Source organism: Moorena sp. SIO4G3 (assembly GCF_010692305.1).
GTDB lineage: Bacteria > Cyanobacteriota > Cyanobacteriia > Cyanobacteriales > Coleofasciculaceae > Moorena > Moorena producens_A.
On sequence record NZ_JAAHIG010000255.1, the window covers coordinates 1 to 12,953 of the forward strand.

Sequence of the window (12,953 nt, forward strand, 5' to 3'; positions counted from 1 at the left end):
CTTAGTTAATACAGCATAGTGAATAAAGCTACGATTCTTACTATGGTGTACTATGGCATGGAATTTACCAAAAATGTGCTCAGGGACATGGTAAACAAAAGTAGAAAGTAAATCCCCAAGTAGTAGCACTACCCAGTATACTGGAGCCGACGCTATCCATCTGGGGGTCAGTGTGTTTCCTTGCCCTCTTATCCTTGGCAGCGATCGCGTTACTGGTTGGACGTAGTTCCTAACTCAACTGAACAGGACAGTTCAGGGGTAACCGTCACCCTGAGCATGCCATCAGAACTTAATGGGAAATCCACCCATAATCATGGTGTCGCACCCGAAGCCAAGCCAAGTTTAACCCGTGCTAAATTGCTAGCGGCAGTACCAGATGAACGCCAGCCACTGTTGGAGTCTTACTTGACAGATGTATTAGCCAGAGCTATGGGAATTGGTGTCAGCCAACTGGACTTACAGCAGCCCCTTCATAGCTTAGGACTTGACTCCATAGTGGGTGTTGAGCTCAGGAATCAAATTGAGAGTGATCTGGAGGTGGTTGTTCCTCTAGAATACTTCATTAGTTTAAGCATTGAGGATTTTATCACCCAAGTTTTCCTGCTGGTTGTTAAAGAAGCCAAATCATCACCAAATCAAGGAACTCAAGGCAAACCGAGCACTACGGACTCGATGGATTCAACTAATGAGTCTTCAGGTACAATCACCTCTTCAGAGAAGGTAATACCTCAAGCCAATCTTTGGGTTACCCGTCCAAAGCCGAATCCCCAAGCAAAACTACGTCTATTCTGCTTCCCCTATGCCGGAGCTGGTGCTTCTATCTTCCGCTCTTGGTTAGAATTGCTACCACCAGAGATTGAGGTTTGTTCAATTCAATTGCCTGGGCGAGAAAACCGACTCGAAGAAGAGCCATTTACTCGCCTCTCACCTCTGATTCAGGCTCTAACACCTGTTTTGCATCCTTACTTAGACATTCCTTTTGCCTTTTTCGGTCACAGTTTAGGAGCATTAATTAGCTTTGAGCTTGCCCGTGAGTTACGCAAACAGAACTTACCAAGCCCAGTTCACGTATTTGTTTCTGCAAGCCCTGCTCCTCAGCTACCGGATCTGAATCTACCCATCCATCGACTGCCTGATGATGAGTTTATCCAGTCACTAGGTCGCTTAAATGGAACACCACAGGAAACATTAGAAAATCCTGAGCTGATGGAGTTATTCCTCCCAGTGTTGCGAGCAGACTTTGCGATTTTGGAAACTTACTTCTACTCCAGCGCAGATCCCCTCGATTGCCCAATCACAGTGTTTGGTGGCAAATCCGACCCCAAAGTCAGTGATTCGGAACTTGAGGCTTGGCGCAAGCAGACCCAGAAAGACTTCACCCTGCAAATGTTTCCTGGTGACCACTTCTTCCTCAAGAGCCATGACCAGCTTTTATTAAATGCGATCGCTACCCAACTTAGCCAACCTGTCGGGGTGATGGGGTGATGGGGTGATGTCAAATCCCACTCCCGGATCGAGAGTGGGATACCACCCAGATACTATTGCTCACAACAAAGCATAACAATCTTCCTAATCTAAGTGCTAACCACTAACTACTAATTACTAATTACTAACCACTAACCACTATTTTCACAAAGCAGCAAAATCTTTCAACCTTGGCCAAAAGGCCACGCTACGCGAAAAACCAACTAACTTTCAACCGACTAACTTTCAACCGACTAACTTTCAACCTATTTAAAAATAAAATTACCATGCCTGTTATTGCTGCTACTGCCTTCACGTTTCCCGAGCACTACTATCCTCAAGAAGTGCTAGCCACAGCGGTCAAAAAGTTTTGCATCGCGATGAATCTAGATTTTGATCTTGATACCATCGACCGCTTTTTCACCAATGTCAATGTCAAAGGCCGTTATTTCACCCACTCCCTAGATTCTTTCTTTGACCCACCGACTCCCGGAGTCACTGCTGAGCGGTCTATAGACCTTGCTCTCGATAACTTTGAAAAAACTGTGCGGTCATTGTTCTGTTCAACCGGCATCGAGCCCGAGGAGATCGCATTAATTGCTTCCTCCACACTCACCATTTCGGTTCCCTCCCTGGAAGCTCGGTTAATGAATCGCATCCCTTTTTCACGGTACATCAAACGACTACCAATGTTTGGCTATGGCTGCATGGGTGGAGCAGCAGGTATAGCGCGAGTGACAGAGTACCTAGAGGGACACCCCAAGGATGCTGCAATTTTCTTTGCTGGTGAACTGTCCTCTGCTCTGTGGCAGGGTTCCTTGCAAATGGAATTGCAAACAATGATTTCTAAACTACCAGACGACCCCTCTCTCTACAGCGAAATCATTTGCTCTATCGTTACTGCTGCACTGTTTGCTGATGGGATGGGAGCAGTTTTAATGGTAGGTCGCGATCATCCCTTAGCCAAGCCAGGTCAACCTCGGGTAATTGATATTGGATCAATTTTGCTTTCTGATACCACTCACTTGATGGGAATGGATATTGCCGATACCGGGTTCAGGAATATTCTCAGACCTGAAGTGTCTGACCATCTCAAAGGAGGACTGCGAGAGGTGATTGACCGACTCCTAAACAAGCATAACTTATCAACAGATGATATATCCTGCTGGATTGTGCATCCGGGTGGACCCAAGGTAATTAAAACGATACAAGAAGAGTTTGGACTGACTCAGGACGCAGTACAGCTTAGCTGGGACACGTTAGAAAAAGTTGGCAATATGTCCTCATCCACTGTGCTCTATATGCTCAATGAAGTCTTATCTCAAGAGCAGCCCAGTCCAGGTAGTTATGGCTTGATGGTCGCAATGGGACCAGGTTTCTCCCAGGAAATTCTGCTATTGCAATGGTAGGAAGCGCTCAATGATTACTAAGGTTATCTTCACGCTTGTTGTAGTTGCGGTCATTTTACAGCGACTGATTGAACTTCGCATCAGCAAACAGAATGCAACATACTTGCTTACTAACGGAGGACGAGAATATGGCTCAAATTCTCTTTGGATAGTAAAAGTATTGCAGGTGAGCTGGTTTGCAGCAATGATTAACGAGGTTTGGTGGCTCAATCGCCCCTTTATCCCAGGATTGGCAGCGATCGCACTGATGCTTACTGTCGCTGGTCAAGGCTTGCGATATTTATCAATGCGATCGCTAAAAAAGCGTTGGACTCTTCCGATCATCACCTTCCCAGGCAAGCCTGTAGTTAACTCAGGAATTTACCTTTACCTAAAGCATCCCAATTGGCTAGGAGTAATTCTGGAAATCGCCGCTTTACCCCTGATCCATACTGCTTATTTCACCACTATCGTTTTCAGCATCGCCAATGCTCTATTAATGAGTCGGCGTATTCACACTGAAGAACAAGCCTTAAGCGAAGACACCAACTATGGTGATGTCTTTGCTAATCGACCCCGTTTTATTCCAGTCATTGGATTTATTAAAGGAGCTAATAGTTCTAGATGAGAGTTGGTATTAATCCTGAAAACTTACTCGAAAAGAGTGCCCTTGCCTTGGGGCAAGTACCCCAACCTGCGATTGAAACTCAAGCCTGCCTGATTCTAGCCCGATCTATCATAGCAGCAACACAGCTAGGTGTGTTTGAAGCCCTAGGGTCAAGTTCACTTTCCGCCCAAGAGATTGCTGGGCGGTGTAATCTCAACAAGCATGCCTTAACCCAGCTTTTAGATGCTCTTGTTGCTACAGATTACCTTGCCAAGCAGAAGGAGTGCTATACCTTGGCTCCAGTTGCCCGTAAATGGCTACTAAGTGAGAATGAGTCGTCACTTTACGATTACACCATTAGCCGAGTTTTGGCGTGGGAATGGCTCACCCACTTAGAAGAGTTCATCCGCACTGGAGAGCCTTTGGAATCTCACGATAAAATGTCCCCCCATCACTGGCAACTTTATCATCGGGGTATGCGCTCAATCGCTAGCGTAGCTGCTTCTGAAGTAGTCCAATGCACACCTGTACCAACTGGTGCTCAGAAAATGCTAGATGTTGGTGGCTCTCACGGCTATTTGTCAGTAGCCCTCTGCCGCCGCTACCCTGACCTTAAAGCCGTCATCCTCGATTTACCTGAGGGCATTGAATATGCAGCACCGCTCCTGGCCGAGGAAGGCATGGGCGATCGCGTGGTTTATAAAGCTGGCAATGTTCTTACAGACGATCTAGGCACCAATGCTTATGACTTAATCTTTATGGCTAACCTAATACACCACTTTGATGAAAAAACCAATATTGAGCTATTTCAGCGTTTGGCTGAAGCTCTGCGACCTGGAGGCCATCTCGTCGTTCAGAAAACTATATTTCCTTCCAAACACGATGGACAACTGGGTGCATTGGGGAATTTGTTTTTCTCTTTGACCAGTGCTGGTAGTAACTGGTCTTTCTCTGAGATAGCTCAATGGCAACAAAAGGCAGGTTTAGTTCCCCGCAAACCCATTGAGTTCCGACGAACACCAGCCACTGGTCAACAGGTGGCAGTAAAACCCTAAGTTTGTTGGACGGACACACTTGTTAGTTTTTATAGCAGTTCTCAAATTGAGGACTGCTATATATGTCTATTTTTACTAAAAAGTATTTACCAATAATTAAAATATAAAACATGTTAAAGGTTTATTACCGAATTATTATTTCATGTTGGAAAACCTTTGGGATAAGCCACTGGTTGTTTTTATGGTTATTTCTGCCACCCTTAGCTTTTATTTTGGTTAGACTAACCCTGGCTTTAGATGAGATTTTATTTTCTAAGTATCGTGATATTAAAGTATTAAAACCGATATTTATCATTGGACACCCTCGGAGTGGAACTACTTTCCTCCATCATTTACTAACCCAAACAGAAGAATTTACTACATTCAAAGCTTGGCATATTTTTGTTCCATCACTCACAGCTCGTATTTTAGCTAAGCCTCTGGTTGACTATTTAGTTAAACACAATCTAAACTCCCTGATACCTGATGATATTGGACATGGAATTTCTATTGATAGAGTAGAAGAAGAAGAACTATTATTCCTTCACCAAGCCGATACTCAATTTGTGCTTTTAACGACACCCTTAGCCTTTGATGATCAGGAGCATCCAGAGCTTCGCTTCCATGATCAGCAACCAGCATCTCGTCGTCGAAGTTCAGTAAAATTTTTTGAAAGTTGTTTAAAGCGGCATATCTATTACACAGGGAAAAAACAAGTAATTGCGCAAATTCATTTTTCTACTCACCGCATTAACACATTGCTAGAAATATTTCCAGATGCCAAATTTATCTATTTAGTTCGTCCACCTCACGAAACAATTCCTTCTCATCTTTCCCTGGATCGAAATTTTATGGATAACCAATGGGGTCTAAAAAATATACCATCCGATAAACTTAAACGATATGAGGAAAGGCGATATCGCTATAATGTAGACCTTTATCGCTATTTTTATAACCTTCAAAAAAATCAAGAAATTCCAGAAGATAACGTCATGGTTATGCCCTATAATTTATTACACTATGATTTAAAAAAAGCTTTTGCTAAAATAGTAATTTTTACCGGAATTAATCCCAGCGACAAATTACAATACTCTATAAAAAAACAAGCGCAACAACAGACAAACTATCAACGAAAACATCGTGTAAAAAATATTGAAGAATTTAACTTAACAAGAGAGCAGATTATGAAAGACCTTTCATTTGTTTATGAGGAGTACAAGTTTGATAAAATCGCCAATGAACTATAAATAATAATCAACAACTAACAATTTCTCTTGGTGCGCGTTCCCTAGGTCGGGAAACCCGACCGGGGTCGCACCGCTTAATTAAAAGTTAAAGCTAGAATGTAGCCATAATAAGGAACCTAGCTCTTAGCCCTCGTAAATAATACTCCAGTTTATTGCGATTTAAGCTCATTAACTCCTTAACCAAATCCCAACACGATTCCATAAACTCACCCAACGCAAGCCCATATAAGCCAATGTAAAAGCTGCTATCTCTCCTTTCCATACGTCCAGACTCTTTAACTCGACCAACATATTTTTGTACACCTTTACTTTTTATTTTTTGCCCTTGAAAAGTGGCCAAGCTATAGGCAATTGCTACAAGTAATATCAAAGATATCAAACGCTCACCAGAAAGATTAGTATCTTCGCGCGTTATATCCACCACTTTTAAAATATCTAAACATTTCTTCTTCTCTTGGTGCGCGTTCCCTAGGTCGGGAAACCCGACCGGGGTCGCACCGCTATATTAAAACGCTTTTTATAAGTTCTGATAGCTTCGGTAAGATTATCTAAACTTGTTAAGATAAACCATCCCTCTTTGGGAGAGCAACCGTGTAACTTTCGTTTCCATTTACTAGCTATATTAAAACCAGCAATTTTGTAAATTTTTGTTACTTTTACCCCTTGAAGAAACAAAGATAATCCTGGTTTTAATCCTCAAGCATTTAACTCTCTCCAAATTCCATTCTCTAATTCCACAAATTCATCCTTTTTTAGCCTCAAACAAAACTGTAAAGACTTATTCCTTAGCCAGTCAGCTAATTTAACATAACAAAATTCTCTATCTCCCAATACGAGGGGTTGATAGTTTTTAAATAAGCGATGCAGCGCGGTCTTGGGGAGCCAGTGCGGTCTTGGGGAGGCAGCGCGGTCTTGGGGGTTTCCCCCATGAGCGACTGCCGTGGTTCCCCCCATGAGCAACTGGCGTGGTTTCCCCCATGAGCGACTGCATCAAGACAAGAAAAATTTTGACTTAACCAACTAGTGATAATGGGAAACCACAATTGCTCAATATTAAGTATTGGTAAGGAGAGAAATCTTTAGGTGCGACCCGTGGCGAATTTAATTCGCCAAGGGAAAGCGCACCTTTGTAATTTTTTTCGTCTACTCTCAACTAAAATTGGTATAGGTAAAGCGGTTGCTAATTTTTCTAGGCTAACTTATTTGATATCTTGTAAAAGATTAATTAAAAGAGAACAAAGCAAGTATTCAGAACGTACTAGTTTATTTTATAAGTGTATTTGGTAAAATAGAGGTATCATTTTCAGCTTTATTGGTCTTATTGAAAATTACTGACCTATCTTTTTTTTCCATAATTTGGTCTAATTATTACCCCACATGGGTTTTGGGGCGCTTGTCGCCCCCCCAGCGCCCAATGGGTAATATTTGCATTACATTTGAGCTGATAATATGCTGGCAAATACGACATATTAAATTGGATTTAATAGGTAAATTTATTCCATAAAGTGCGTTATTTAAAGCATCATAATAATTTGAATATATGACCAAATTTCCAGTTGATACAGAGGATAAAACTCTGAAAAAAAAACAGCCCAAACCTTCACGGGGTCAGGGCAAATGCATCTAAATTATAGAAGCCTTACTCAGAAGAGATTTCCAAATTAATAAATATAAATACTTATCCCATGAATCTCAGATCCAGTAGGCATGTCAAAATAAGATGCGTTTGCCCTGCTTTCTAACGGGGGACCCCATCAGCTGCCTCTATTTAAGCTTGGAAATCTCAGTATTATCCTCGCCAGGCATAGACATTGAAAACATTAGAACCATGGAAAATAGGTTCTTGCTCGACTTGAATTTCGCTTAAGCCGTGTTCTTTGAGCAAATTCGTAATTGTTTGGAGTCGATGCTCTAGATCGTGAACTTCAACAACAATTTGCTTGATCTTTTGCCAATCCTGAGCTTCGATGCCTAAAAGTACATCCAACTCGCTTTTCTCGACATCTATCTTAAGCAAATCAATCTGTTCGATATTGTGTTCACTGATAATCTCTGAAACAGTTTTTAACTGGCAAGTTACCCGCTCGCTTTTAAAAGCTTTTTCTATTCTATTTTGGATGATCAGCGACCGCATAAACGACGGAAACAAACGAAGCAAACGAAAAGCTTTGGGAGCCTGTTTAAGATTGCGAACAATAGCCTGATTTAGTTGATTTTTTAGCTCATTTAACTCCTCTGGATATGCAGTGGATAACATGCTAGCGTTGGGATTATAAGCAAATGTTATACTCTTGGATTCCTGAGAAAGTCCACAGGGGAAGACTTTAATTTTATCTGAATCAAAGCGTTGAGCGTTAGCCTGTAGTACATTAAAAATTGGTGGAATAGGTTCAAAAGCATAAATACTAACATTTTTATGACAATTTTGATATGCCCATAAGGCAAACAAACCAATGTTAGCTCCTACATCAAATACGATATCACCTTCGTGCAGCTCAATTCCATATTTAATGTAGCCTTGAATCTGTTTGTACAGAACTGGTACTTCTTTTTCCTGCAGGCAAAATATTTTCTTACCATTAGGAAGCTTAGTTTCCTGAATTATATTTTGCATAAAGCTAGAACCATTTGTTAATAATTTTTACTAGGTAGTAATGTGAGAAATAACCGGTTTACCTGTAGCAACAACCTGTTCGATAATATCAGCAGCTCGACTAACTCCCCCTGCTCGTCTAATTGCCTCTTGTAGCCTAAAGGCATTATTTTTATAGGAATCTTCGGTTAAGACTCGTTTGATAGCGTTTTTTAATTTCTCCACCCTGACTTTGCCCAAAGGTATTACTTCCCCTGTTCCTGTCCAAGCGATCCGCGCCGCCACTCCAGGTTGATCGTTAGCAATGGGAATAGCTACCATTGGTACCCCATTACTTAACGATTCTAGGGTGGTATTCATTCCTGCATGAGTGATGGTAAGGGTCGCTTTTTGTAATAGTTCTAATTGAGGTGCATAGCTAACAACTATGGGATTTCCAGGTAATTCTGGTAAAGATTCTGGACTAGCAGCCCCACCTAAAGTAATGACTAATTGCGCATCTAATCCCACACAAGCTTTTGCAATCCTTTGAAAAATCCATAGAAGCCGATTTTGTAAAGTTCCCATAGAAGCATAAATTAAGGGTTTTCCAGTCAATTTTTCATAAGGAAAAGGCGCAGCTTCTCGACTTGCTGGGTTACTATAGGGACCTGTAAAATGAAAACAAGACGGTAGTTTTCTTCTAGGAAATTCAAATTCAGCAGGTTGTTGACTAAGTTGAGCTAACTTGGAATAGTTTTGATTGGGTTTATTATAGGTAGATAAATTCCACTGCTTACGATACTCATTAACAACTGTTTTCAGAGATTGTACCACTATAAGATCAAGCGGTGCATAACCCACTCTGTTCCTTAGAAGTCCCCGCCATGAAGGGTCATAATTCCAGGAGCTGAAAAAGGGAGGAACACTTATTTCCCGATTCAATATTACAGCAGCACACACAGTAACAAAAGGAATGTCTAGATACTCAGCGATAGTTCCTCCTTCTGGAGAAGCTTGATCGACTAACAATACCTCTATACCTGCTGCTTTAATGACTTCTGGAGCATCCCGAAGAAATATTTTTGCTACATTCATCATCCTATTCATGGTATACTCGAATGCCTTAAATCCTCTGAGATGACCTAGTCGAGTAAATGAGTCCTTTGTGCTTCCTTTGGAAAAATCCGACTTGCCAATCACCTGAAATTCTAATCCTGCAGCTAGAACTTTTGGTTGAGCGTCTTCAATTCCTAATACGGTGACACGATGACCACGCTGTTTCAGTTCGTAACCTAAAGTAGTCATCAAGTTAAGATGACTAGCAGCAGCAGGACAAATTATTCCAAAATGAGTCATGATATTTGATCAGCAAAAGACGTTTTGAATGGAGTTTATAGCTATAGCGGGATTTAATGGGACTTGATCAAAAATTCAGCTAAAATATACCCTAAACTAGCTTTGTAAGGGATGAATAGGTTCCGATACTTGTCTAACCAATCGATAAAACGACAAGATATGGCTGTACAAACTGCTTCCGCAGCATTCCTAGCGCTGATTGTTAATTGTTAACGGTAGCTAGCATCGAGATAAGTTTATTCCTAACGTTATTCCTAGAGTGGGGGACAATTACTCCTAGGATAGACTGCAGCAGTAACCTCTTGTCTAAGCTAACTATTTTTTGGCGTCTCCCTGTAGAGCGGGAAACGTCTTGATCAAATCACCCTGTTGATGGAAAGCAAGTCTTTGCTGGCAATCACACAAAGTAATTACTATAGTAGTATACTAATATATATCTTGCACTAGCCTCCCAAACCCGTGCATAGTAGGGTTATATAGGGGCTATATAAACGTAGACGCTTTCTTCGACTTGCCGTAGGCTAGTCGGACTTCAGTTTTCAAATTAAGTGTGTAACACTTTATTCGATCTCCATCGATTATAACTTTAAAATAATGCTATTGACAAGTGCAATTTTGGTTATATTAACTAACTTGTTGTTAATTTCATTAGCCAAATCGTCAAGACATTTTAGCTAAGCTTCTTATTGATTACGGTAGTACTGCCGACTATCAGGATAAATTACGAGACTTTTACCATGACCTATTGTTTGCTAATATTCTCTACCAGCCACTAAATACTCACTCAGTAATTACACTAACTTCATCCATTGTAAAAACTATTTATGTAAGCTTTACACAGATGATAGACAACCTTGTTAAGATAATGGACAACGAGTGATTTTTTGGTAAATCTAGTGTTGGGAAAGTTTTTCTGTCCCTAGAGGGTGTATCCAAGGTTACTATAGTTACCCTTCACTCTTGGATGTCATGGTGCAATGCAAATGAGAATCCACCCCTCATTTTTTTTTAAATAACTTAAAACCGTTTAATTTTTGAATCTCAGCTCCCATTCATTTCTGAGATATCAAATTCAGGGAAGCAGCTACTACCTAAGTTGATTAGGTAATCTTTACTAGTTACATGACCTATTGTACAGTTTTAGTTTGGGTATGGCTGTTATTTGTTTTGAAAATCGATTTTTAGTTAAAAAAATAATTTCACTTCAAGAAAACTTTCCGGAATATCCCTTAGCTAGGATGTAGCTAACTATTATGCCAAGTCAATCAATCATTAGTATTGATTTTTTTCATCAATTGATTTACAGCGGATTAGAGAAAAATGAACTCCACCTACATCAATAGCTACAGACATGATAAAAAACTAAACCCCCTTTCCTTATTGGCTCAATTATCCAGTCGTCATGCCAATGGATGTTTACAAGTATCTAGTGGTTCAGTTTCTTGGTCAATCTATCTAGAAAATGGTAAATTAATCTATGCCTCAAACTCCATCAACCCATTTGATCGCCTAGATCATTACTTATCTCGTCTAAGTCGTAGAATTCCTACCCTTGTTAGTGCCGTTCGGGTTCAGGTTCGCCTGATCTTTGAAGCCAACTTAAACAGTCATTCAAATTATCCTTCAGATTATCAAGCAATTTGTTGGTTGGTTAATCAACATTATCTCAATTCCGTTCAGGCAGCAAGTCTGATCGAAGAATTGGCTGAAGACGTAATAGGTTCTCTGCTGTCAGAGAAAGAAGGAACTTACCAATTACTGGAAACTAATCCATCTGAGGATTTGCCTAAATTTTGTAGGCTTGACCTTCGCACAATTGTTGAACACTGTTACGAACAGTTACAACATCAGCACTCTTCTAACTCAAAGCCAGTGAATAATCCCTATAGCTCTCATTCTGTAGTCCCCATCGGAAATTCTACACAATTGAATTCAATTCACGAACCCTCTCTAAATAAGTCGGCTCAATTAGAGCAGAGCTTCCAATATAATACATCGGTTAATCAAAAACCAATGTCTACCAGTAAAACTTATAAGATTGCTTGCATTGATGATAGTACAAGTGTTTTAAATGCCATCAACTCCTTCTTGGAAGATAAAAGTTTCTCTGTTGTCATGATTAATGACCCAGTTAGGGCATTAATGCAAGTGATCCGTATTAAGCCTGACCTAATTTTGCTCGATGTTGCCATGCCAAACTTAGATGGTTATGAGCTATGTTCTCTGTTACGAAAGCATTCACTTTTTAAGCATACCCCAATTATTATGGTAACTGGCAATACTGGTTTCCTAGACCGAGCTAAAGCTAAACTTGTTGGAGCATCTGGTTACTTGACTAAACCGTTTAACCAATCCGATCTCCTTAAGATAGTGTTTAAACATCTCAACTAATCATTGGGGATATATATCCCTTATATCTATGAAGGATAAAAAGCTGAATTCGGTGTTAATTTATTAAGACATTTAGGGTTGTATTATAAATACATATCCCTCTATAGGTTATTATTATAGATTATTTTATTGGTTATAGTTTACCTAACCAATACTTTTACACACTCACCAATTATAAACTCAGCAATTATTGGTTTCCTCACATAGGTTAACTTGTAAATTAATGAACACGTCAGCACTAGCCAATATCCCCCAGACCTGGTCTCAGTTAGCTAGTATAACCAAACCATCTGAACAACACAATAATATCGGGGATGCTTATCTTAAATTTTTGTTAAATGAACAAACCCCTGCGGTTATATCTATGAATCAAGCCCAGGAAGTTCTAGTCTTGCCCCAAGAGCGTCTGACCCCCATGCCAAATATGCCTCTGTACGTACAGGGGTTGATGAATCGGCGTTCTCGTGTGTTGTGGGTAATTGATCTAGCTCAAATGCTAGGTTTACCCACCGTAGAAACCAATGTTCAACAGTACAACATAGTGACGCTCCGTAATCAGTCAGCGTCTTTAGGGGTTGCAGTCCAAAGCATTGAAGGGGTGTTGCGACTAACACCCGATTGTATTCAATCTCCACTGGGACAAGTGTCATCGGGTTTGGTTCCCTACTTACGGGGATGCGCTTTGCAAGAGCAAGAAATTTTGTTAGTACTAGATGGTTTGGCAATTATGGCTTCATCCCTTTTACACAACACCTAATTTAACGGGAATTAACTTAAACTCAAGGGCAGCTGGTAATTATTGATTGTTAATTTAATACTATCCTTAAACGATACTGTTTTTTTAGATAATAGATTTATAAATGCTTTTATAAAAACTAAGTTAGTAGCCAA

At 40.4% G+C, this 12,953-nt stretch carries 11 protein-coding genes; 7 read left to right on the plus strand and 4 right to left on the minus strand.

The window, feature by feature from the left end; all coding sequences use genetic code 11:
* Positions 1 to 180: 180 nt before the first annotated feature.
* The 5 genes from F6J99_RS45755 to F6J99_RS31400 all read left to right on the plus strand — a co-directional run bounded on the left by F6J99_RS45755 (position 181) and on the right by F6J99_RS31400 (position 5,740).
* Positions 181 to 1,485, plus strand: coding sequence for an alpha/beta fold hydrolase (locus tag F6J99_RS45755; protein WP_365974601.1), 1,305 nt, complete (start codon positions 181 to 183; stop codon positions 1,483 to 1,485).
* 170 nt (positions 1,486 to 1,655) lie between these two features.
* Positions 1,656 to 2,873 carry a 3-oxoacyl-[acyl-carrier-protein] synthase III C-terminal domain-containing protein gene (locus F6J99_RS31385; protein ID WP_293118829.1) on the plus strand — a complete coding sequence of 406 codons (1,218 nt, stop codon included), beginning with the start codon at positions 1,656 to 1,658 and terminating at the stop codon, positions 2,871 to 2,873.
* A gap of 10 nt (positions 2,874 to 2,883) precedes the next feature.
* Positions 2,884 to 3,480: an isoprenylcysteine carboxylmethyltransferase family protein gene (locus F6J99_RS31390; protein ID WP_293118831.1), complete on the plus strand. Its 597-nt coding sequence runs from the start codon at positions 2,884 to 2,886 to the stop codon at positions 3,478 to 3,480.
* Positions 3,477 to 4,514, plus strand: coding sequence for a class I SAM-dependent methyltransferase (locus tag F6J99_RS31395; protein ID WP_293118833.1), 1,038 nt, complete (start codon positions 3,477 to 3,479; stop codon positions 4,512 to 4,514). The genes F6J99_RS31390 and F6J99_RS31395 overlap by 4 nt, the downstream gene beginning before the upstream one ends.
* 110 nt (positions 4,515 to 4,624) lie before the next feature.
* Positions 4,625 to 5,740 carry a sulfotransferase gene (locus F6J99_RS31400; protein ID WP_293118835.1) on the plus strand — a complete coding sequence of 372 codons (1,116 nt, stop codon included), beginning with the start codon at positions 4,625 to 4,627 and terminating at the stop codon, positions 5,738 to 5,740.
* Positions 5,741 to 5,831: 91 nt separating this feature from the next.
* Here the strand turns inward: F6J99_RS31400 and F6J99_RS31405 are convergent, their stop codons facing one another.
* The 4 genes from F6J99_RS31405 to F6J99_RS31420 all read right to left on the minus strand — a co-directional run bounded on the left by F6J99_RS31405 (position 5,832) and on the right by F6J99_RS31420 (position 9,671).
* Complete coding sequence (locus F6J99_RS31405) at positions 5,832 to 6,164, minus strand: hypothetical protein (RefSeq protein ID WP_293118837.1); 333 nt, start codon at positions 6,162 to 6,164, stop codon at positions 5,832 to 5,834.
* Positions 6,165 to 6,590: 426 nt separating this feature from the next.
* A complete protein-coding gene (locus F6J99_RS31410) occupies positions 6,591 to 6,719 on the minus strand; it encodes a hypothetical protein (protein ID WP_293118839.1) in 129 nt (42 codons plus the stop codon).
* Positions 6,720 to 7,529: 810 nt separating this feature from the next.
* On the minus strand, positions 7,530 to 8,354 hold the full coding sequence (locus F6J99_RS31415) for an FkbM family methyltransferase (protein WP_293118841.1): 825 nt from the start codon (positions 8,352 to 8,354) through the stop codon (positions 7,530 to 7,532).
* Between the two features lie 30 nt (positions 8,355 to 8,384).
* On the minus strand, positions 8,385 to 9,671 hold the full coding sequence (locus tag F6J99_RS31420; RefSeq protein WP_293118843.1) for a glycosyltransferase: 1,287 nt from the start codon (positions 9,669 to 9,671) through the stop codon (positions 8,385 to 8,387).
* 1,320 nt (positions 9,672 to 10,991) lie between these two features.
* Here F6J99_RS31420 and F6J99_RS31425 point away from each other — a divergent pair.
* Both F6J99_RS31425 and F6J99_RS31430 read left to right on the plus strand, forming a co-directional pair.
* On the plus strand, positions 10,992 to 12,062 hold the full coding sequence (locus F6J99_RS31425; protein WP_293118845.1) for a response regulator: 1,071 nt from the start codon (positions 10,992 to 10,994) through the stop codon (positions 12,060 to 12,062).
* A gap of 223 nt (positions 12,063 to 12,285) precedes the next feature.
* Positions 12,286 to 12,819, plus strand: a complete 534-nt coding sequence (locus F6J99_RS31430; protein ID WP_070392168.1) for a chemotaxis protein CheW — start codon at positions 12,286 to 12,288, stop codon at positions 12,817 to 12,819.
* The last annotated feature ends 134 nt before the right edge of the window (positions 12,820 to 12,953 follow it).